The sequence below is a fragment of the Xenorhabdus bakwenae genome (assembly GCF_030272115.1).
Classification (GTDB): Bacteria; Pseudomonadota; Gammaproteobacteria; order Enterobacterales; family Enterobacteriaceae; genus Xenorhabdus; species Xenorhabdus bakwenae.
Window position 1 is genome coordinate 1,109,783 of the sequence record NZ_CP119194.1, and the last position, 20,949, is coordinate 1,130,731.

Annotated in this window: 21 protein-coding genes and 1 pseudogene; 8 read left to right on the forward strand and 14 right to left on the reverse strand. The window is 44.1% G+C overall.

Features of this window, described 5'->3' with window-relative positions; genetic code table 11:
* The gene (locus PXH59_RS06100; RefSeq protein WP_285810824.1) at positions 1-345 is read left to right on the forward strand and encodes a RidA family protein; all 345 of its coding nucleotides are present in this window, start codon (positions 1-3) and stop codon (positions 343-345) included.
* Between the two features lie 91 nt (positions 346-436).
* Here PXH59_RS06100 and mdtI read toward each other — a convergent pair whose 3' ends face one another.
* From mdtI to zwf, 3 genes are all read right to left on the reverse strand, one after another.
* Positions 437-769 (reverse strand): multidrug/spermidine efflux SMR transporter subunit MdtI, encoded by a 333-nt coding sequence (mdtI, locus tag PXH59_RS06105; RefSeq protein ID WP_047770043.1) that lies wholly within the window; start codon positions 767-769, stop codon positions 437-439.
* A gap of 1 nt (position 770) precedes the next feature.
* Positions 771-1,181: a multidrug/spermidine efflux SMR transporter subunit MdtJ gene (mdtJ, locus tag PXH59_RS06110; protein WP_047770042.1), complete on the reverse strand. Its 411-nt coding sequence runs from the start codon at positions 1,179-1,181 to the stop codon at positions 771-773.
* 573 nt (positions 1,182-1,754) lie between these two features.
* Positions 1,755-3,230, reverse strand: coding sequence for a glucose-6-phosphate dehydrogenase (gene zwf / locus PXH59_RS06115; protein WP_047770040.1), 1,476 nt, complete (start codon positions 3,228-3,230; stop codon positions 1,755-1,757).
* Positions 3,231-3,700: 470 nt separating this feature from the next.
* Here zwf and PXH59_RS06120 point away from each other — a divergent pair, with 470 nt between their 5' ends.
* Together PXH59_RS06120 and pyk are read left to right on the forward strand one after the other, a co-directional pair.
* Entirely contained in the window at positions 3,701-4,549 is an 849-nt protein-coding gene (locus PXH59_RS06120; RefSeq protein WP_047770038.1) for a MurR/RpiR family transcriptional regulator, read from the forward strand.
* Between the two features lie 228 nt (positions 4,550-4,777).
* The gene (gene pyk / locus PXH59_RS06125; RefSeq protein WP_285810827.1) at positions 4,778-6,220 is read left to right on the forward strand and encodes a pyruvate kinase; all 1,443 of its coding nucleotides are present in this window, start codon (positions 4,778-4,780) and stop codon (positions 6,218-6,220) included.
* An 82-nt stretch (positions 6,221-6,302) separates the two neighbouring features.
* On the opposite strand, the pseudogene lpxM reads toward pyk, so the two are convergent.
* From lpxM to znuA, 4 genes and pseudogenes are all read right to left on the reverse strand, one after another.
* A pseudogene (gene lpxM / locus PXH59_RS06130) lies at positions 6,303-7,272 on the reverse strand (lauroyl-Kdo(2)-lipid IV(A) myristoyltransferase).
* Positions 7,273-7,445: 173 nt separating this feature from the next.
* A complete protein-coding gene (gene tnpA / locus PXH59_RS06135) occupies positions 7,446-7,901 on the reverse strand; it encodes an IS200/IS605 family transposase (protein WP_047767579.1) in 456 nt (151 codons plus the stop codon).
* A 222-nt stretch (positions 7,902-8,123) separates the two neighbouring features.
* Positions 8,124-9,440, reverse strand: coding sequence for a murein DD-endopeptidase MepM (gene mepM / locus PXH59_RS06140; protein WP_285810829.1), 1,317 nt, complete (start codon positions 9,438-9,440; stop codon positions 8,124-8,126).
* Between the two features lie 20 nt (positions 9,441-9,460).
* Positions 9,461-10,417, reverse strand: a complete 957-nt coding sequence (znuA, locus tag PXH59_RS06145) for a zinc ABC transporter substrate-binding protein ZnuA (RefSeq protein ID WP_285810831.1) — start codon at positions 10,415-10,417, stop codon at positions 9,461-9,463.
* 57 nt (positions 10,418-10,474) lie between these two features.
* Here znuA and znuC point away from each other — a divergent pair, with 57 nt between their 5' ends.
* On the forward strand, positions 10,475-11,257 hold the full coding sequence (gene znuC / locus PXH59_RS06150) for a zinc ABC transporter ATP-binding protein ZnuC (protein WP_285810833.1): 783 nt from the start codon (positions 10,475-10,477) through the stop codon (positions 11,255-11,257).
* Entirely contained in the window at positions 11,254-12,039 is a 786-nt protein-coding gene (gene znuB / locus PXH59_RS06155) for a zinc ABC transporter permease subunit ZnuB (protein WP_285810834.1), read from the forward strand. Before znuC ends, znuB begins: the two co-directional genes overlap by 4 nt.
* 89 nt (positions 12,040-12,128) lie before the next feature.
* Here znuB and ruvB read toward each other — a convergent pair whose 3' ends face one another.
* The 6 genes from ruvB to aspS all read right to left on the reverse strand — a co-directional run bounded on the left by ruvB (position 12,129) and on the right by aspS (position 17,456).
* Positions 12,129-13,136, reverse strand: a complete 1,008-nt coding sequence (gene ruvB, locus PXH59_RS06160; RefSeq protein WP_285810835.1) for a Holliday junction branch migration DNA helicase RuvB — start codon at positions 13,134-13,136, stop codon at positions 12,129-12,131.
* Between the two features lie 16 nt (positions 13,137-13,152).
* Entirely contained in the window at positions 13,153-13,770 is a 618-nt protein-coding gene (gene ruvA / locus PXH59_RS06165) for a Holliday junction branch migration protein RuvA (protein WP_285810836.1), read from the reverse strand.
* A 78-nt stretch (positions 13,771-13,848) separates the two neighbouring features.
* Complete coding sequence (ruvC, locus tag PXH59_RS06170; protein WP_047770020.1) at positions 13,849-14,370, reverse strand: crossover junction endodeoxyribonuclease RuvC; 522 nt, start codon at positions 14,368-14,370, stop codon at positions 13,849-13,851.
* Positions 14,371-14,478: 108 nt separating this feature from the next.
* On the reverse strand, positions 14,479-15,222 hold the full coding sequence (locus PXH59_RS06175; RefSeq protein WP_047770018.1) for a YebC/PmpR family DNA-binding transcriptional regulator: 744 nt from the start codon (positions 15,220-15,222) through the stop codon (positions 14,479-14,481).
* A 30-nt stretch (positions 15,223-15,252) separates the two neighbouring features.
* Complete coding sequence (gene nudB, locus PXH59_RS06180; protein ID WP_047770016.1) at positions 15,253-15,687, reverse strand: dihydroneopterin triphosphate diphosphatase; 435 nt, start codon at positions 15,685-15,687, stop codon at positions 15,253-15,255.
* A complete protein-coding gene (aspS, locus tag PXH59_RS06185; protein WP_285810837.1) occupies positions 15,687-17,456 on the reverse strand; it encodes an aspartate--tRNA ligase in 1,770 nt (589 codons plus the stop codon). The genes nudB and aspS overlap by 1 nt, the downstream gene beginning before the upstream one ends.
* Positions 17,457-17,726: 270 nt before the next feature.
* On the opposite strand from aspS, the gene PXH59_RS06190 reads away from it, so the two are divergent.
* From PXH59_RS06190 to cmoB, 3 genes are all read left to right on the forward strand, one after another.
* Positions 17,727-18,125 carry an MAPEG family protein gene (locus PXH59_RS06190; RefSeq protein ID WP_047770012.1) on the forward strand — a complete coding sequence of 133 codons (399 nt, stop codon included), beginning with the start codon at positions 17,727-17,729 and terminating at the stop codon, positions 18,123-18,125.
* 191 nt (positions 18,126-18,316) lie between these two features.
* Complete coding sequence (gene cmoA, locus PXH59_RS06195) at positions 18,317-19,117, forward strand: carboxy-S-adenosyl-L-methionine synthase CmoA (RefSeq protein WP_285810840.1); 801 nt, start codon at positions 18,317-18,319, stop codon at positions 19,115-19,117.
* Complete coding sequence (cmoB, locus tag PXH59_RS06200; protein WP_047770008.1) at positions 19,114-20,085, forward strand: tRNA 5-methoxyuridine(34)/uridine 5-oxyacetic acid(34) synthase CmoB; 972 nt, start codon at positions 19,114-19,116, stop codon at positions 20,083-20,085. The genes cmoA and cmoB overlap by 4 nt, the downstream gene beginning before the upstream one ends.
* A 99-nt stretch (positions 20,086-20,184) precedes the next feature.
* Here cmoB and cutC read toward each other — a convergent pair whose 3' ends face one another.
* A complete protein-coding gene (gene cutC / locus PXH59_RS06205) occupies positions 20,185-20,937 on the reverse strand; it encodes a copper homeostasis protein CutC (RefSeq protein ID WP_047770006.1) in 753 nt (250 codons plus the stop codon).
* Positions 20,938-20,949 lie beyond the last annotated feature (12 nt).

Sequence of the window (20,949 nt, forward strand, 5' to 3'; positions counted from 1 at the left end):
ATGACTATTAAACGCATTGACCCAGATACCCGTTGGTCAGAAGCGGTCGTTCACAATGACACTATCTATTATACCAGTGTGCCAGAACAACTGGACGGTAATATTACAGAGCAAACCGCCGATACTCTGGCAGCCATTGATACCCTGTTACATCGCCTTGGTTCAGATAAAAGCAAGATTTTGGATGCTACAATTTTTCTGGCAGATAAAGCCGATTTTGCAGGCATGAATGCCGCGTGGGACGCATGGGTTGTTGCCGGAAGTGCGCCAGTCCGCTGTACTGTTCAAGCAGCATTGATGAACCCTAAGTATAAAGTCGAAATCAAAATTATTGCCGCTTTATAGTCTGTATCTATCAAACAAATATGGCCTTAAATGAGCTATTGTTCATTCAAGGCCATGTTAGAAATGAAATTTAAGGAATGGAGAGTAGAAATTAGGCCATTTTAATAATAATTATGCCAATCAACAGCAGCACAATACCACTCCATCCCTTAAAATTCAGTCTTTGGTTAAACATTACCCAGCCAGCGGCGACGGTAGCAATAATGCCGAATGCTCCCCATAAAGCATAAGCAATGGAAAGCTCAATCCCTTTCACTGCCTGAGCCAACGCACTGAATGCGCCCAAAACAGCAACCAGAGACAAAATACCCATCCAGAAGCGCTGAAATCCATTGGATAATTTCAATAAAATATTTGCTACAATTTCCAAAACAACGGCCAAGACCAGGAACGCACCATGCCACCATTCAAATTGAGTTAGCATATCATGCCTCCTTGATTTGCTTGTTCAAAATACCGTTTAGTGAGCTTGATGGATTATGTTTTGATGTCTTGTTTGAAGCATGGGCTTTGGTTTTTTTCTCCCCCACCTTGATTAAAGCAATCCCAGCTATCAACAATGCTAATCCACTTATTTTCATCAATGACAGCGACTCGTTAAACCACATTACGCTAAAAGCGGTAATAAACAGGATCCCAATACCTTCCCAAAGTGCATAAGCCACGCCCAATGACACTTTTTTCACAGCGATTGCCAGCAAAATATAAGAAGTTGTGATCATGGTATACATCACAATCATGCCTGTAAAACCACCTGAAACGCTGGCTTGTTTCATTGACAGAGTGCCAATGACTTCTGTCACAATCGCCAGTACAAGAAATACCCAATAAAACATTTTTTTCTCCTGAACATACTAATAAGCATGCCAAGATATCAAGCTATAAATGCCCACAAAGTCGGCGGCAAATGCGATTATGCAACATCAGAATCAAACTGACTTTTAGCAAAATATTTTGGCAAGTGATAATTAATTACCGGTGAAGAACCGGTTAGCAGGAGAAGGCCCTAAAGGGCGCCGCACCAGTAGTGCTCACTGGATAAGATAGTGGAAAGGAAAAAAACATGGGTACAACGTTGAATTTTGTTACTATGTTGAATGTTGACGCTTTTGGCGCTATTCATGATGTTTTATTCGTTCATCACACATAACTACCGCGTGATATACTAAGAACCCTCGTCTTAAAATGTAATGATGTATTTCTATCATAGCACCAAATAAAAAGCAATAATTTATATTTGGTTAGCCAATCTTCACTTTTAGTAAAAAAAGTGGAGTAAGTAGCTATTTTTACTATAATTTTATCATTCAGATATCAAATTTTGAATTATTTTCACAAAAACCGGCCGGACATTAAGTCCGGCCATTCTTTTGATGAGTCGTTTAGTACAAACTAAAAAAAACCACCGTTTATTCAAACTCATTCCATGAACGACCATCACGTGTAATCAGCGCGATAGAAGCCACGGGTCCCCACGTGCCGGCCTGATAAGGTTTCGGGGGTTCATTATCCGCCGCCCATGCATCGATAATGGAATCCACCCATTTCCAGGCTTCTTCCACTTCATCACGACGGACAAACAGTGCCTGAATACCGCGCATTGCTTCCAACAATAACCTTTCATAAGCATCAGCAAGGTGTGTCTGATTAAATGTTTCAGAGAAACTCAGATCCAACTTGGTCGTTTGCAAACGGTGTTTATGTTCCAGCCCCGGTGCTTTATTTAGCACTTCAATATCAATGCCTTCATCTGGCTGCAAACGAATTGTCAATTTGTTTTGTGGTAATTGCTGGTAGGATTCAGCAAACAGATTCAGGGAAGGTTCTTTGAAATAGACGACAACTTCAGAACACTTAGCCGGCAACCGCTTTCCGGTTCTCAGGTAGAAAGGCACCCCAGACCAGCGCCAGTCATCAATATCGACACGAATCGACACAAAAGTTTCTGTTTTACTGGCTTTATTCGCCCCTTCTTCTTCCAGATAACCGGGAACTTTCTTACCATGCACAAAACCTGCTGTATATTGCCCGCGAACCGTTTTTTCCCTGACATTGGTCTGATTAATCCGACGCAATGAACGCAACACTTTTACTTTTTCATCACGAATACGATCTGCTGTCAGGTCAGCCGGTGGTGACATGGCAATCATAGTCAGAATTTGCAGAAGATGATTTTGGATCATATCGCGCATCTGCCCTGCCTGATCGAAATAGCCCCAGCGCCCTTCGATACCAACTTCTTCAGCAACGGTAATTTGTACATGATCAATCGTGCGATGATCCCAATTATTGACGAAAAGCGAGTTGGCAAAACGCAGCGCTAATAAGTTCAATACCGTTTCTTTCCCCAAATAATGGTCAATACGGTAAATTTGGCTCTCATTGAAATATTTTGCAACTTCATCATTAATCGCTCTGGAAGAAGCAAGATCGGTTCCCAGCGGTTTTTCCATCACTACACGATTGGGTTCCGTATTCAGCTCCGCAGCGCCTAATCCATGGCATACTGCACCAAATGTACTTGGAGGCATGGCAAAATAGTGAATAGCGGGTAAGTCATCTTTATTAATTATTTTTGCTAATTCGTTGAAATGCTCCGTTTCATTTACATCCAAATTACAAAATTCCAGACGTGAACGGAGTTTCTTCCACAATTCTGCATCCAGTTTTTCGGACATAAATGTCACCAATGCTTCTTCAACGACTTTGGTGTAGGCTGTTTTATCCCAGTCAGCTCGACCGACGCCGATAATTCGGGTATCAGGATGGATATAACCCGCTTTTTCCAACTGGTAAAGGGAAGGCATTAATTTCCGGCGTGCTAAGTCTCCTTTCGCCCCAAAAATTACCAAATTACAAGCCTGAGCTGTAGACGTCACCGCCATGTTGCATCTCCTCAATTACGGGATATTGTAATTTTTTTACAGAATCTGTGGGTAATGTACTCTTTTGGTTATATGCAGTAAACACTGATTATTCATGGATTATTGATATAGCTCTTCGTATTTCACGTTGCTGCTGGATTAGTGACAAAATGAAACCCATTGTGCGCAGGCTATTAAATAACCGCACAGCCGCTTCCTGTACCCCCTTTCACATTCATGGTAATTTTGTATTCACTGGCAATATGGTTATAATTCATACCGAGCAGTGATTGTAAACTGAAAATTTACAACGATTAAGAATTAATCTTACCAAGTTGAAAGTTAGACTCCTGTCATGTTTTCATGAAAAATCCCATGTTATCCGGTTATTGCCACTGCCAGCTTTCAATAACAAGTAGTATATTTTCATGAAAATGAAATAGATTTCGCCTGTTAATGAAATCGTTAAAACCGAGGTTAAACTTCGTTTTATGAACACACTGGAACGGCTCCAAAATAGTCTTGATGTTTTGAGTAAGTCAGAGAAAAAGGTTGCGCAGGTCATTCTTGCTTCACCACAAACTGCCATCCATTCAAGCATTGCCACTCTGGCTAAAATGGCGAATGTGAGTGAACCGACGGTGAATCGTTTTTGTCGTCGCCTCAACACCAAAGGATTTCCTGACTTTAAATTGCATCTGGCACAGAGCCTCGCCAATGGTACACCTTATGTGAACCGAAACGTGGAAGAAAGTGACAGCGTCACCTCTTATACAAACAAAATTTTCGAATCAGTCATGGCAAATCTGGAAACGGTCAAAAGTAATCTGGATATTGCCGCCATCAACCGCGCAGTCGACCTTCTGACACAAGCCAGAAAACTCTCTTTTTTTGGTTTGGGAGCATCAGCCGCTGTGGCCCATGATGCCATGAACAAATTTTTTCGCTTCAATATTCCAGTGACCTATTTTGATGATATTGTGATGCAACGAATGAGCTGTATTAGCAGTACCGAAGGCGATGTTGTCGTATTAATTTCCCATACTGGAAGAACAAAAAGCCTTGTAGAAATTGCTAAACTGGCCCGCGAAAACGATGCAACAGTGATCGCCATTACCTCAACAGGCTCCCCATTAGCGCACGAAGCTACCCTCCCCATTTTGTTGGATGTTCCCGAAGATACAGATATCTATATGCCGATGGTCTCAAGAATAGCTCAATTAACCATCATTGATGTACTGGCAACGGGTTTTACACTGCGCCGCGGCTCAAAATTCAGAGATAATTTGAAGAGGGTCAAAGAAGCGTTGCGTAATTCACGGTTTGATAAGCCTGAATAAACCAGAAAATAGACTGTGTTTTTGTTCACTATTTATCAATTCTCCAGACTGATAGCATATGTAGACTTTTCCCCACTGCATATTCGCAGTCGGGGTTAATAATCAATAAATTAATGGTTATCCTACGGTAATCGAAAACTCATATACCCTATGGATTTCAAGTGACCACCCACCGATGCGGCAACTTGAAAAACAAAAGGTATACTTCACAGGTCAACGGAGTAATGCATGTCCAGACGGCTCAGAAGAACAAAGATCGTCACTACACTTGGCCCAGCTACAGATCGTGACGATAATCTTGAAAAAGTTATCCAAGCAGGGGCCAACGTCGTTCGCCTTAATTTCTCTCATGGTACTGCGGAAGATCATATCCAACGTGCTAATAAAGTACGCGAAATTGCGGCCCGTTTAGGTTGTCATGTTGCCATCCTCGGTGATCTTCAAGGGCCTAAAATACGCATATCCACCTTTAAAGAAGGAAAAATTTTCCTGAATATTGGGGATAAATTCCTGCTGGATGCCAATCTAAGTAAGGGAGAGGGAGATAAAGAAAAAGTCGGTATTGACTACAAAGGTTTGCCATCTGATGTAACGGCTGGTGATATCCTGCTATTGGATGATGGACGTGTTCAATTGAAAATCCTGGAAGTTCAGGGGATGAAAATCTTCACGGAAGTGACTGTGGGAGGCCCGCTTTCCAACAATAAAGGCATCAATAAATTGGGCGGCGGGTTATCAGCCGAAGCACTGACAGCAAAAGATAAGGAGGATATCATCACAGCTGCCAAAATTGGGGTTGATTATCTTGCGATTTCTTTCCCTCGTTCAGGTGAAGATTTGAATTATGCGCGCCGTCTCGCACGAGATGCTGGTTGCGAAACCCAAATCGTTGCAAAAGTTGAGCGGGCAGAAGCTGTTAGTAGTGACGAAATTATTGATGAAATTATTCTGGCATCGGATGTTGTCATGGTCGCTCGTGGTGATCTCGGTGTTGAAATTGGTGACCCCGAACTGGTTGGTGTACAGAAAAAACTGATCCGCCGCGCTCGCCAACTGAATCGTGTTGTGATTACAGCCACACAAATGATGGAATCTATGATCACCAACCCAATGCCGACGCGTGCTGAAGTCATGGATGTCGCCAATGCGGTACTGGATGGTACTGATGCGGTTATGCTTTCTGCTGAAACAGCCGCAGGTCAGTATCCTGCGGAAACCGTTGCCGCTATGGCACAAGTCTGTCTTGGCGCGGAAAAAATGCCAAGTGTCAATGTTTCCAAACATCGCCTGGATATTACATTTGATAGCATTGAAGAAGCGATTTCAATGTCTACCATGTATGCCGCCAACCATCTGAAAGGCGTCAAGGCAATTATTGCCATGACTGAATCTGGCCGCACGGCTCGCATGATGTCCCGCATCAGTTCTGGCCTGCCTATCTTCTCTATGTCTCGCCATGAATCAACCTTAAACCGTACCGCCCTGTATCGTGGTGTAACACCCGTTTATTGTAGCTCGCATACTGATGGGATCGCAGCGGCAAATGAAGCAGTGAATCGTCTGCGCGATAAAGATTATCTCATCTCTGGGGATTTAGTACTTGTGACCCAAGGTGATCAGATGGGAACAATTGGCAGTACCAATACCTGTCGCGTACTTGAAGTAGAATAATGGGCTATTCATAAAAACAAATGGTAAAGGATAAGGGGCAGTACACTGCCTCTTATTATGATTAATTTTATTATTCCAATCATCACAGATCTTCCCTTTTATAAGGCTCAATATCCCCTGCTTTCCGCGTCTTAAGTAATTTTAAGATCCAGGTGTATTGTTCAGGATTCGGCTTCACCAATGCCTCCAATTCCTCATTCATTCGGCGAGCAATATAGGTATCATCCTGTCCTGCAATATCCTCCATGGGTGGACGGATATAAATGTCCAACTGATGAGTTTGGCAATTATAAACCGGAAATAGCGGAACAACGGCGGCGCGGCAAACCTTCATTAAGCGCCCAAGTGCAGGCAACGTAGCCTTGTAAGTGGCAAAAAAAATCGACAAATTCACTGTGCTCTTCGCCATGATCCTGATCAGGCAAATAGTATCCCCAAAAGCCTTCACGCACTGTAGAGATAAAGGGTTTAATTCCCGCATCACGGGAATGCAAACGACCACCAAAGTGACAGCGCGCTTTATTCCATAAGTAATCAGCCACGGGATTACTTTGATGATGAAACATCGCTGACATTTGTTGGCCACGGGCAGCCAACAACATCGCGGGAATATCAACAGACCAACCATGTGGAACCATAAAAATCACATTTTTGCCTTGTGCTTTTAAGGCTTGAATAATGTCTTCACCATGCCATTGGGTTCGCTCAAGTGTCGATTTTGCTCCCCTGAGACAAAGCTCCGCCAGCATAACAAACGATTGAGGGGCGGTAGCAAACATGCGATCAATCAGCTCTTCGTGCTGCTGTTCCGTTAATTCAGGAAAGCAGTAAATTAAATTGATTTTCGCCCTGCGACGAGCACTTTTCACTTTTCTTCCCGCCCAAATACCTATCCTGGCCAGAAATGGATCACGCCATTTTACAGGGACATAAGACAATCCTGCCAATAGCCCCACGCCAGCCCAAAGACCCCAATAACGGGGATGTAAATAAGCTCGATGAAACCGAGGGACATATCCCAATTTACTATCTGTATCTTTTTCTTTATTCATGAGCTAACTCTGATGATCCCAATATTTGCTCTCAAGGCGAAAGTTTACAACAAAAAATCAAAACCACCCGCATAGCGGGTGGTTTGCTCTCGCCCTATAAGGGCATGTTACCGACTGCGCCAAAATGACGCCGCTTTCTCTTTGTTCAAGCTAAATGTCATTGTCTCTTTGGCTTACCCCTTAAAGGGGTCCTCATACTCACGTGCACTCAATTTATCCTGTATGAAATCTTGCTTTTCCTGCTCTCGGATATACTTACGGATCGTGGCTTCATTGAGTCCTACTGTACTCACATAATATCCTTCTGACCAAAACTTCCTGTTGCCAAATTTGTATTTTAGATTCGCGTGCTTATCAAATATCATCAGTGAACTTTTACCTTTCAAATATCCCATGAAACTCGATACACTGATTTTCGGCGGGATACTCACCAACATATGCACATGATCTGGCATCAAATGTCCTTCTATTATTTCTACCCCTTTGTACTTACAAAGGTTTTTTAAAATCTCACCTATACTTGAACGTAAACTTGCAAAAATAACTTTACGTCTGTATTTCGGCGAAAAGACGATATGGTATTTGCAGAGCCACTTTGTGTGGGCCAAGCTTTGTGCTTTAATTCCCATAAACACCTTTCCTTCTTAGTTACGCATATTAGCTTGAACATCTATATCGTAACGGAAAGGTGTTTTTCTTGGTATAACCCCCTGATCTCCACCCGCATAGCGGGTGGTTTTATGTTTAAGAAGCATAGGGCTTCTTAAACTGGCTAAAGCCCTAAATAAGATAAAAGCGGATGATAGTCATCATCCGCTTTTATCTCTGTCAATAATCGGAAGTTGATGCGCTTAATCTAGCAACAATTGAGGCTTAGTTTCCTTAACCATGGCTACATATTCTGTACGCTCTTTACCACTCAACCCACCAGAACGCGGCAATTTTGCAGTGAGCGGATTAACCGGTCTCTGGTTATCCCAGAATTCAAAGTGCAAGTGTGGGCCTGTTGAACGCCCCGTATTCCCTGATAGCGCAATACGTTCACCCCGTTTCACTTTCTGACCCGGTTTTACCAGTATTTTTCTCAAGTGCATGTATCTAGTTGTATATTGACGACCGTGCCGTATGGCAATGAAATTACCGGCCGCACCATCAAATTTGGCGACAACAACTTCACCATCACCGACTGCCAAAACGGGAGTTCCTACTGGCATAGCAAAATCAACCCCTTTATGAGCTGTAATTCTGCCGGTTACCGGATTTAAGCGATGTGGATTGAAAGAGGAAGATACTCTGAACTGTTTAGTTGTAGGAAAGCGCAGGAAACCACGCTCAAGACCGGAAGCATTGCTGTCGTAAAAACGACCATCACTGGCCCGGAAAGCATAATAATCATTGCCACCACTCTGTAAGCGAACGCCTAACAATTGGCTCTGCTCACTTTTCCCATCAAGCATTTCACGGGACATCAGCACAGAAAAATGATCACCTTTACGCAATTTGCGGAAATCTATCTGCCATTGCAACGCTTTTGTCACTTCTCTGGCTTCGCTGCTTGTTAATCCAGCAATCAGGGCACTACTATTAAAACTGCCATCAACTGTACCTGTGATGACACTATTTTTCCATTCTCCCTTCTGGAACTCTTGCGTTTCGTTAAAAATATCTCCTTCGCTAGTATAAACGCGAGTTTCACGACGTGATATATCCCAGGTCAGCGTTTTTAAATTCCCATTATCGTCAGTCGTCCACGATAATGACTGACCAATACCTAGATTACGCAATGACTTATATCGGTTTGCTAACAAAGCAACATCAGAGGAGTCAATTCCGAACTGAGTCAAAATCGAACTCAGAGTATCACCACTGGAGACAACATATTGGTGCGGAACATTTGCTGCTGTATCAACAGAACTGCCATCATCATCCCCAATGCCCTCATTGGGGAGTTGTTCATTAGCATCCCCAGCGACATCATCCGTTGCTTCTGGAATGCTATCCGGAGTACTGAGAATAATACTACCTGTCCGTTCTTCTTGTTCATGATAAACAACAGGCCGCCATATCGCGATAGCCAAAGTGACCAGCGTTAGAGATCCAAGCATGATCTTGTGTGGTTTGGGCAGATTGTTGTATACCAGAACGATAGTTTTAGCTATCTGCTGCACTAATAAAATTCCTTATTGTACTAATTCAGGCAGCTCGCGTATTGTTTTGATAGTTGAGTTATAAATTTCATGTAGCTATCTTTATCCAATACGATGCCGCTCCCTAAAGGGTCAAGTATTCCAATACGTACATCAGTACCTTTTGCTACGGCATGAATAACGGCTGGCCTGAATTGAGGTTCAGCAAAAATACACCTTGCTTTCTGCTCAACCAATTGTGTTCGTATTTTGTGTAATCTCTGCGCACCAGGTTGTATTTCAGGATTGACCGTGAAAACACCTAGCGGAGCCAATTGGTAATGTTTTTCAAAATAACCGTACGCGTCATGAAAAACAAAATAACCCTGATTTTGTATGGGCTTTAAAACATGAGTAATATTCTTATCAGTTTGTGCAAGCTGTCCATTGAATTTACGTAGGTTTACTTCTAATTGCTGTTTTTGTTGAGGATATTGCTCAATAAGCTGGTCATATATTGCTTGAGCGGCTTTTTCCGCAATCTCTGGAGAAAGCCAAAGATGCATATTATATTCACCGTGATGATGTTCGTGATCTTCCTCATGTTCATGCTGATATGATTCAGTCTCGGAATCATTCCCATCTTCACTATTTTTCAATAAAAATGGCTTAATGGTAGATAATTCAGCCAGTGCCAGTTGTTTATTCTGCTCAATTTTAGCTATCGGTTTTGCCAAAAAGGTTTCCATATCTGGGCCAATCCAAACCACCAAATCGGCTTGATTAATTTTCCGTACATCCAGAGGCCGTAACGCATAATCATGTGGAGAAGCACCATCGGGCAGAAGTACCTGAGTATTTGTTACACCATCAGCAATGGCAGCAGCAATAAAGCCCAATGGACGAATGGATGTGACAACATCTGCCTGCACAGAGCCATTCACTCCTGCCACTAACACAGCAGCTAATGCGATTTTATGAAAAAGTTTATGCGCGTATTTCTGTGAATTGTGTAACATAATATGAATATTCCATGCAGAAAATTGAATTATGTTATATTATATTATAACATTTCAATGATTCTGCAAGATACTTTTAACTCGTCAACTATGATCACCCTAAAAAACATTACGGTTGAATTTGGTAACCGCAAGGTATTAAACAATATCTCATTCAATCTCAAACAAGGGAAAATTCTGACCCTAATCGGCCCAAACGGTGCGGGAAAATCAACTCTGGTTCGCGTCGTTCTTGGATTAATCCAACCCACTTCGGGCACTATCGAACAAAACCCTACGTTGAGAATTGGTTATGTTCCGCAAAAACTAAACCTTGATCCCACTCTGCCCTTGACCGTTAAGCGTTTTATGATGCTGAGACCCAACGTGAAACAAGCGGATATCTTACCGGTATTAAATCGGGTCAAGGCTGCTCATTTACTGGAGCAACCAATGCAAAAGCTATCTGGTGGCGAAACTCAGCGGGTGCTACTTGCCAGAGCCTTACTTAATCAACCTCAGATTTTGGTTCTTGACGAACCAACACAAGGTGTCGATGTCAATGGACAACTGGCACTTTACGATCTGATCAATCAAATCAGAACAGAACTTAATTGCGCGGTGCTTATGGTATCCCATGACCTGCACTTAGTGATGGCGAAAACAGACGAAGTTTTATGTCTTAATCAACACATTTGTTGTTCTGGCACACCGGAAGTGGTGTCAATGCACCCAGAGTTTATTGCAATGTTTGGATATCATGGCGCAGAGCAACTGGCAGTTTACCGCCATCACCACAATCATCATCATGATCTTAGAGGGAAAATTATTTTGAAAAAGGTTGGGGAATCACATCGATGATTGAATTATTGCTTCCCGGCTGGCTCGCCGGTATTTTTCTGGCAATTGCCGCAGGACCTCTTGGTTCTTTTGTCGTCTGGCGCAGAATGTCCTATTTTGGCGATACACTGGCACACGCATCACTGCTCGGTGTTGCATTCGGTTTCTTACTGAATGTGAATCCCTTTTATGCGGTTATTGCGGTTACACTTATCTTGGCTACTATTTTAGTTTGGCTGGAAAAACGCCCGCAATTGGCAGTTGATACATTATTAGGCATTCTGGCTCACAGTGCCTTGTCGTTGGGCTTAGTCGTCGTTAGTTTTATGACCAATGTCAGAGTCGATCTAATGGCTTATTTATTCGGCGATTTATTGTCCGTAACTTATGAAGATCTCTGGTTGATTGCGGCCGGTGTTGTGATTGTTACCGGATTACTGACATGGCAATGGCGCGCCCTGCTATCAATGACAGTCAGCCAGGATCTGGCTTTTGTTGATGGAATGAAAATTCAACGTCTACGTGTCCTGCTGATGTTAGTGACAGCATTAACTATTGGGCTGGCAATGAAATTCGTCGGGGCGTTAATTATCACCTCCCTGCTGATTATCCCTGCCGCTACCTCCCGTCGTTTCTCCCACACGCCTGAGCAAATGGCCGCTTTGGCAATTATTGTCGGTATGCTTTCTGTTACGGGAGGATTAACGTTATCGGCGTTTTATAACACACCCGCAGGACCTTCCGTGGTACTTTGTTCGGCCGTGTTATTTGCATTGAGTTTAACGATCAAGGCAAGAAGCTGATATTTATTCCCTCTGTCTTTCAATTCGCTGCTTTTTAGCGGTAATGCATACAAGTGACAAGGGTTATAATTTAGGTAAGTTATAACCCTTTATTCGCCTTCCTTGCTCAATCCAAAATGCCGATAAGCATGATGGGTTGCAATACGCCCGCGTGGCGTTCGTTGAATAAATCCTTGTTGGATCAGGAAAGGTTCCAGCACATCTTCGATAGTTTCTCGTTCTTCACCAATCGCCGCTGCCAAGTTATCCAAGCCAACGGGACCGCCCATAAATTTATCAATAATGGCAATCAGCAACTTACGATCAAGGTAATCAAATCCAGCTGAATCCACATTCAGCATATCCAGAGCCTGGGAGGCAATATTATTATCAACTGTGCCATCACCTTTTACTTGCGCAAAATCACGGACACGACGCAATAATCGATTGGTAATACGGGGAGTGCCACGGGAACGCATCGCTATTTGCCTTGCCCCCTCATCTGAAATGTCTAATCCCATATAGCGTGCACTACGGGAGACAATGCTTTGCAAATCATCAACATTGTAAAATTCAAGGCGCTGTACGATACCGAATCGATCACGCAACGGCGAAGTTAAAGAACCTGCACGAGTGGTTGCACCAATCAAAGTAAATGGGGGGAGATCAATCTTGATAGAGCGGGCGGCTGGCCCTTCGCCAATCATAATATCCAGTTGATAATCTTCCATTGCCGGATAAAGGATCTCTTCCACAACCGGCGATAAACGGTGGATTTCATCAATAAACAGGACATCATGCGGTTCCAGATTAGTGAGCATAGCGGCAAGATCCCCTGCCTTTTCCAATACCGGCCCAGAGGTGGTACGAAGATTAACCCCCATTTCATTGGCAACAATATTTGCCAGCGTGGTCTTACCTAATCCAGGGGGACCAAAAATCAATAAGTGATCCAGTGCCTCACCCCGCTGACGTGCCGCCTGAATAAAAATTTCCATCTGCTCACAAACATGGGGCTGCCCAACATATTCAGACAGAAACTTCGGCCGAATGGCACGATCAATGGCTTCATCATCTTGCAGAACTTCTGCTGAAACCAGACGGTCAGCTTCAATCATCACTTAACTCCTGTGATTACAGAGCCGCTCGAAGCGCTTCTCGAATAAGGGTTTCACAATCTGCCCCCGGTTTAGCAACTTTGTTTACCATCCGGCTGGCTTCCTGTGGTTTATATCCCAGAGAAACCAGTGCCGCTGCGGCTTCTGCTTCAATATCGGCAGCGGAATTCGCTTGTTTGCTGACAGCCGGCAAATTAACATCACTACTTTGGTTAAATAGATCGCCATTAAGCCCCTTAAAGCGATCTTTCATCTCTACAACCAGCCTTTCAGCCGTTTTTTTGCCAACCCCCGGCAACTTAACCAGTGAAGCAATCGCTTCTTGTTCTATAGCCGTAACGAATTGCTGGGCAGACATACCCGACAGGATCGCCAGCGCTAATTTAGGCCCAACGCCATTGACCTTAATCAGTTCACGGAACAGTGCACGCTCTTGTTTATCATTAAAACCGTATAATAGCTGGGCATCTTCACGCACAATAAATTGTGTAAATAAGATAGTTTCCTGACCAATTTCAGGCAGTTCATAAAAACAGGTCATTGGCATATGAACTTCATAACCGATACCATGAGTTTCCAACAAAACCAACGGTGGCTGTTTTTCCAACACGGTTCCTCTCAAACGCCCTATCACTGCTTACCCCCTGAAAATAAAATAAATCGTTCCGCTAGCTTATAGCACAAAAAAAGCTGGATGTATATCCAGCACTATCTATTTCAGACGGCCTCGCGTTAAATTTAACCGCGCATTACCTACCCGAAGTAAATTTTGACTGAGATGACAATGTGTAATCGCAATAGCCAACGCATCGGCAGCATCGGCCTGCGGATTAGCAGACAGTTTCAACATCGAACGAACCATGTGCTGTATCTGGCTTTTTTCAGCCGCTCCCGTACCGACTACAGTCTGTTTAACCTGACGGGCGGCATATTCAAATACCGGTATGGATTGGTTAGAAGCCGCAACAATTGCTACACCTCGCGCCTGCCCTAATTTCAAGGCAGAGTCTGCATTTTTTGCCATAAAAACTTGCTCTATGGCAAAAACTGTGGGCTGGAATTGAGTGATAATTTCAGTAATTCCGGCGTAAATCTTCTGCAAACGACCGGGTAAGTCATCTACTTTTGTTCGAATACAACCGCTACCGAGATAGATAAGTTGTCGTCCCTGCTGGCGAATAACGCCATATCCCGTGACTCTGGAGCCTGGGTCAATACCAAGAATAATCGCCATATCGAATTATTCGCTTAAATCGGTTTGCCTGTGATATGGGATAAAAACGTTAGAGAAAGTGCCCTGATTCGAGGAACACTTTCTCTACGCTGTGAATCCTAATGCTAATTACAACAGTGCTGCAACTTCATCAGAGATTTCACCATTATGATAAACTTCCTGCACATCGTCAGAGTCTTCAAGCATATCGATCAGACGCAGTAATTTAGGCGCAGTTTCTGCATCCAGTTCCGCTTTCGTCGATGGGATCATAGAAACTTCCGCAGAATCTGCCTTGAAGCCTGCTGCATCCAGTGCATCTTTCACTTCGCCAAAAGACTCTGGAGTAGTATAGACGTCAATCGCACCATCATCATAAGTTTCAACATCGTCAGCACCCGCTTCCAATGCGGCTTCCATCACCGCATCTTCGTCCAGGCCTGGTGCGTAGGAAATAACCCCTTTCTTGGTGAACAAATAAGCAACAGAACCGTCAGTTCCTAAGTTACCACCTGTTTTGGTGAACGCATGACGAACTTCGGAAACCGTGCGGTTACGGTTATCACTCAGGCATTCAACCATCACTGCCGTACCACCAGGGCCGTAGCCTTCATAAATGATGGTTTCCATGTTGTCCGATTCGTCGCTGCCAACACCACGGGCAATTGCACGATTCAACGTATCACGAGTCATATTGTTGGACAGCGCTTTATCGACGGCAGCTCGCAGACGTGGGTTGGAATCTGGATCACCACCGCCCAATCGCGCAGCCGTGACTAATTCACGGATAATTTTTGTGAAAATCTTACCGCGTTTTGCATCCTGTGCAGCTTTGCGGTGTTTCGTATTGGCCCATTTACTATGACCTGCCATGCAAATATCTCCGATAAAACATCTTGTAGACTAAATGACAAATTCTTCAATTGCTTGCCGATTGCTCCACGACTTCGTCAATCTGGCCGCTTCTTCCGCAGCCAGCCATTGATAAGCCAGATGTTCGGTCAGCAAAATTTCTCGCTCCTCAGGTAACGCCAGAGAGAACCAATGTTCTTTATTGCGCGTTATCCCCGGAGCATATCGATGCCGTAGGTGCGAGAAAATCTCATAATAAAGACAGCGTTGACAATCTTTCAGTTCAAGATTTTCATTGATAATATCAATGCCTGTCTCTTCCTGTACTTCACGTAACGCCGCCTCCGGCGGTTTTTCGTCCTCTTCAAGGCTACCTGTCACAGATTGCCAAAATTCAGGATCGTCCCGGCGCTGTAGCATCAGCACCCTTTTGCTGTCAACGGCGTAAATCATAACCAGTACAGATTCAGGGCGCTTATAAGCCATTATTCGTTCTCTTTTTTAACGACTGAAATAGCCAGTTCTTCCAACGCGGCTGAACTCGCTGGGCTTGGTGCATCCGTCATCAAACATGCCGCAGCCGTTGTTTTCGGGAAAGCGATCACATCACGAATATTATCGGTATCAGTCAACAACATGACGAGGCGATCCAAACCGAAAGCCAAACCGGCATGTGGCGGTGTGCCGTATTTCAGGGCATTCAGCAAGAAACCAAATTTTTCCTGCTGTTCCTGCTCATTGATCCCCAGAATGCGGAATACCACCTGCTGCATTTCATTGCGATGGATACGGACAGAACCTCCCCCCACTTCATAGCCATTGATCACCATGTCGTAAGCGTTTGCGATAGCGGATTCTGGGTTACTTTCCAATTCAGCCGCCGACCTATCACGCGGAGAAGTAAATGGATGATGCATTGCCGTCAAGCCGCCAGCTCCGTTGTCTTCGAACATAGGGAAATCAATAACCCAAAGCGGTTTCCAGCTTGCCAGATCGGTGATGTTCAAGTCGCGGCCCAATTTCAGGCGCAGTGCTCCCATCGCATCAGTAACAACATTTTTCCGGTCAGCGCCAAAGAACAGGATATCACCATCTTGCGCATTGGTACGGGACAGCAGGGCTTCAACCACTTCCGCAGACAGGAACTTAGCTATCGGGCTTTGCACACCTTCCAGGCCAGCAGCACAGTTATTTACTTTCATCCATGCCAAACCTTTCGCGCCATAAATGCCAACAAATTTACCGTACTCATCAATTTGCTTGCGACTTAGCTCTGCCCCGCCGGGCACGCGAATAGCCGCAACACGGCCTTTTGGATTATTTGCCGGTTCGGCAAAAACAGAGAATTCCACGTCTTTAACCAGATCGGCGATATCCACCAATTCCAGAGGGTTACGCAAGTCTGGTTTATCTGAACCAAAACGGCGCATGGCTTCTTCAAATGTCATCATTGGGAAGCAGCCCAAATCGACATCTTTCACATCCAGCCACAGTTCACGGATCATTTTTTCCATGATTTCGCGAACTTGTTCAGCGGTCATAAACGAGGTTTCAACGTCGATCTGGGTAAACTCAGGTTGACGATCGGCACGCAGGTCTTCATCGCGGAAGCACTTCACAATCTGGTAATAACGGTCTAAGCCAGACATCATCAACAACTGTTTGAAAAGCTGCGGAGACTGCGGCAGTGCATAAAATTCACCTTTATGTACGCGGCTTGGTACTAAATAGTCACGCGCACCTTCTGGTGTTGCTTTCGTCAGCATTGGTGTTTCAACATCAATGAAACCTGCAGTATCCATAAAACGACGCACAAAACTGGTGATCTTTGCACGGGTTTTCAGACGCTGCGACATCTCAGTGCGACGCAGATCAAGATAGCGGAATTTCAGGCGCTGCTCTTCACTGTTATTCTGGTTGCTGTCCAGAGGCAATGGCTCCGAGCGGTTGAAAACCATCAGGCTTTCTGCGAACACTTCAATTTCGCCGGTTGCCATCTCTTTATTGATTTGGTTATCAGGGCGCGCACGCACAATCCCCGTAATTTGAATACAAAATTCATTACGCAGTTCAGAAGCCTGAGCAAAGACCTCTTTCTGGTCTGGGTCAAAAAATACCTGAACGATACCCTCGCGATCTCGCATATCAATAAAGATCAAACCACCTAAATCACGGCGACGATTTACCCACCCACAAAGAGTCACTTTCTGGCCTTCATGGGTCAGGTTCAACTGCCCACAATAATTAGTACGCATACAATATCCTTTTACTCAGCTCGTTATGCTTTCTGCTGCGGAAATTTTGGCATTGTTCTTTTCTGGAAGAATTGCAAAAAAAAGGTCGCCATTATACTGGAAATTCTGACCGGAGATAAGGCCATAACGCCGTTCTTGACAAGACAATTTTTTGCTATCAGTTAACATTCATAGAATTTATTATTAAATACTATGATTTATAGCGACAGTTTTCTTTTTGCGGTTTATCATCATTTGGCCGTTTTTTGGTTAGGCAATTGGAGTTAAAAAATGGTTAGCTCGCTTTATATCGTACTGGGCGCACTACTGTTAATTAAGCTGTCTCTGGATGTCGTCAAATTAAGAACCCAATATCGGGTCGCTTATGGCGATGGCGGTTTTTATGAATTACAAACAGCCATCCGGGTTCATGGTAATGCAGTTGAATACATTCCAATTTCAATGTTGTTATTGATTGTGATGGAGATGAATGGTGCCCCCGTTTGGATGCTGCATATTTGTGGATTGGTATTACTATCAGGCAGAATACTACACTACTTTGGCTTACGTCATCGAGAAATACGCTGGCGACGTATGGGCATGGCAGCAACCTATATCTCAATGATCATAATGATTCTTAACAACATCTACTATTTACCGTGGGAGCAGATCTTTTCTCTCTATACATAATCTATTCCCTGTATAAATAGTTTGCTGCATATTTTGCGTTTTTGCTCAATGGCAAAGCATAGGTGATTAGAGTGATACCCAGGGCGGTGTGCTACCGCCTGAGGGTTTATCTATTGATTATCCCCCTTTCTGCCTTTTCCTGCATTCTGTTAGAATAACCGCTTCTTATTGTTTCCAAAATCAATGCTGTTATGTCAAATCAAGAATCTCATAATCAACGGGACAGCCTGTTCTCTGCCCCAATTGCCAATTTAGGTAACTGGAGTTTCGATGAACGCGTTGCCGAAGTCTTTCCTGATATGGTGAAACGTTCAATTCCCGGTTATTCCAACATCATTTCCATGATAGGTATGCTGGCAGAACGTTTTGTAACACCAAATAGTCAAATTTACGATCTCGGTTGCTCCCTTGGTGCAGCCACGCTGTCAATCCGTCGTGCTATTAGTTCCGAAGATATTCGTTCCGAAGATAATAGTGTCCATCCCCATACAAAGGGCTGCCGTATTATTGCCGTCGATAACTCACCGGCAATGATCGAACGCTGCCGTCGCCATATTGACTCTTTCAAAGCCAATATCCCCGTTGAAATCATCGAACAGGATATTCTTGATACCGACATTCAAAATGCATCAATGGTCGTTTTGAATTTCACATTACAGTTCCTGCACCCTGATGATCGCCAGAAAATGCTGGATAAAATCTATGCCGGTCTAAAACCCGGAGGCGTTTTGGTGCTATCTGAAAAATTCAATTTTGAAGATGAGCAGATTGGCGAGTTGCTATTCAACATGCACTATGATTTCAAGCGAGCCAATGGTTACAGCGAACTGGAGATCAGCCAAAAACGCAGTATGCTGGAAAATGTCATGCGAACAGATCCTGTTGAAACGCACAAGTCACGCCTCAAACAAGCAGGATTCCAGCATGTGGAAGTCTGGTTCCAATGTTTTAACTTTGGCTCATTATTAGCAATAAAAGGCGCTGAACAATGATTGATTTCGGTAACTTTTATCAATTGATCGCCAAAAACCACTTAAGTCACTGGTTGGAATGCCTGCCTGCACAATTAAGCCATTGGCAACAAGCCTCATTGCATGGTCAGTTCAGTTCATGGGTAAAAATTCTGGAGAACCTGCCTGAAATTAACCCCACCCAACTTGATCTGAAAAATGGTGTCATTGCGAACCATGAACCCGAGCTACCAAACGGTGAAAAAGCCCGTATTCAAAATATCCTGAAGCTATTGATGCCGTGGCGTAAAGGACCTTTTTCACTGTATGGTGTGGAGATTGATACCGAATGGCGTTCTGACTGGAAATGGGATCGCGTCCTTCCCCATATTTCTTCTTTAGCAGGCAGAACCGTCCTTGATGTCGGCTGTGGCAGTGGTTACCACATGTGGCGCATGGTGGGTGAAGGTGCCCATTTAGTTGTCGGTATTGACCCAACCCAGCTTTTCCTTTGCCAATTTGAAGCCACCAGAAAGTTACTGGGTAACGATCAGCGTGCCCATCTTCTGCCCTTGGGCGTTGAACAATTACCTGAACTAAAAGCCTTTGATACGGTGTTTTCAATGGGTGTGCTTTACCATCGCCGCTCCCCCTTCGACCATTTATGGCAACTGAAAAACCAGTTAGTTTCCGGCGGGGAATTAGTTTTGGAAAGCCTGGTGATTGAGGGGGACGAACATCAATGCCTCATTCCGGGTGAGCGTTATGCTCAAATGCGGAATGTCTACTTTATTCCGTCTGCCAAAATGCTGAAAGTCTGGCTGGAAAAATGTGGTTTTATTGATGTTCGAATTGTTAATCATGCAATGACGACTTTGGATGAACAGCGCCAGACAGAATGGATGAAGACTGAATCGCTGATCGATTTTCTTGATCCAACCGACCAGAGCAAAACGACAGAAGGCTACCCCGCACCACTGCGGGCAGTACTTATTGCCCGTAAGCCATAATCTTTTACTTTATATTTTAGATTATTACTTTACTTTGCTGGCTGATTACCCCAGTGACATCCTTGACAATGTCACTGGGGGTTTGAAATAAAGCGTGTGCTATTTTTTCCGTTGAACCAAACTCATCACGCCCTTCATCGATTCAACTAACTGGCCATCAACACAGTGATAAGCATATTCATCTACATCACTGTCATCAGAACTCATTTTTACGCCGGCTTTCCGGTATTTCATGGCAGAAGGCACGATCTTACCTGCTGAACTGTGGACTTCTGTGATGCCAATTTCCAGGAATTTACTGATATTACTCATTCTGACTCCCGCCCCGGGCATAATAATCGGTCCCTGGCTAGCCTGTAACAACTCGTTTAATAAAGGTAATCCCAACTCAGCACTTTGTTGCTGACCCGAAGTTAAAATACGCTGCACACCAAGCTCTGTCAGTTGTTCCAACGCAACATGTGGATTAAAACACATATCAAAGGCGCGATGAAAAGTGATTGCCATATTCCCTGACAATGACATCAATTGCCGCATACGCAGCCTGTCGATATGACCTTCTTCGTTTAGCACGCCGAAAACGACGCCAGGAAATCCCATATCACGGATACGAGCAACATCATTTTTCATCACTTCAAAATCAATGTTGCTGTAACAGAAATCTCCTCCTCTTGGCCGTACAATAGGATGTACTGCAATGGATAAACTCTGTCGCGCGTGCTGCAATGCTCCGATGCTGGGTGTTACCCCGCCTTCCGACGGGCTTGCACACAATTCAATGCGATCAGCGCCTGCCTTTTGTGCAACCAGAGCACAGTTTACGCTATAACAACAAATTTCCAGCTTTATCATTCAAAGCCCCTC

Bases quoted from the DNA above. Each gene is read 5' to 3' on its own strand.
- PXH59_RS06100 (WP_285810824.1), top strand. From the start codon at position 1: ATGACTATTAAACGCATTGACCCAGATACCCGTTGGTCAGAAGCGGTC.
- mdtI (WP_047770043.1), bottom strand. From the start codon at position 769: ATGCTAACTCAATTTGAATGGTGGCATGGTGCGTTCCTGGTCTTGGCC.
- mdtJ (WP_047770042.1), bottom strand. From the start codon at position 1,181: ATGTTTTATTGGGTATTTCTTGTACTGGCGATTGTGACAGAAGTCATT.
- zwf (WP_047770040.1), bottom strand. From the start codon at position 3,230: ATGGCGGTGACGTCTACAGCTCAGGCTTGTAATTTGGTAATTTTTGGG.
- PXH59_RS06120 (WP_047770038.1), top strand. From the start codon at position 3,701: ATGAACACACTGGAACGGCTCCAAAATAGTCTTGATGTTTTGAGTAAG.
- pyk (WP_285810827.1), top strand. From the start codon at position 4,778: ATGTCCAGACGGCTCAGAAGAACAAAGATCGTCACTACACTTGGCCCA.
- tnpA (WP_047767579.1), bottom strand. From the start codon at position 7,901: ATGGGAATTAAAGCACAAAGCTTGGCCCACACAAAGTGGCTCTGCAAA.
- znuA (WP_285810831.1), bottom strand. From the start codon at position 10,417: ATGTTACACAATTCACAGAAATACGCGCATAAACTTTTTCATAAAATC.
- znuC (WP_285810833.1), top strand. From the start codon at position 10,475: ATGATTCTGCAAGATACTTTTAACTCGTCAACTATGATCACCCTAAAA.
- znuB (WP_285810834.1), top strand. From the start codon at position 11,254: ATGATTGAATTATTGCTTCCCGGCTGGCTCGCCGGTATTTTTCTGGCA.
- ruvB (WP_285810835.1), bottom strand. From the start codon at position 13,136: ATGATTGAAGCTGACCGTCTGGTTTCAGCAGAAGTTCTGCAAGATGAT.
- ruvC (WP_047770020.1), bottom strand. From the start codon at position 14,370: ATGGCGATTATTCTTGGTATTGACCCAGGCTCCAGAGTCACGGGATAT.
- PXH59_RS06175 (WP_047770018.1), bottom strand. From the start codon at position 15,222: ATGGCAGGTCATAGTAAATGGGCCAATACGAAACACCGCAAAGCTGCA.
- nudB (WP_047770016.1), bottom strand. From the start codon at position 15,687: ATGGCTTATAAGCGCCCTGAATCTGTACTGGTTATGATTTACGCCGTT.
- aspS (WP_285810837.1), bottom strand. From the start codon at position 17,456: ATGCGTACTAATTATTGTGGGCAGTTGAACCTGACCCATGAAGGCCAG.
- PXH59_RS06190 (WP_047770012.1), top strand. From the start codon at position 17,727: ATGGTTAGCTCGCTTTATATCGTACTGGGCGCACTACTGTTAATTAAG.
- cmoA (WP_285810840.1), top strand. From the start codon at position 18,317: ATGTCAAATCAAGAATCTCATAATCAACGGGACAGCCTGTTCTCTGCC.
- cmoB (WP_047770008.1), top strand. From the start codon at position 19,114: ATGATTGATTTCGGTAACTTTTATCAATTGATCGCCAAAAACCACTTA.
- cutC (WP_047770006.1), bottom strand. From the start codon at position 20,937: ATGATAAAGCTGGAAATTTGTTGTTATAGCGTAAACTGTGCTCTGGTT.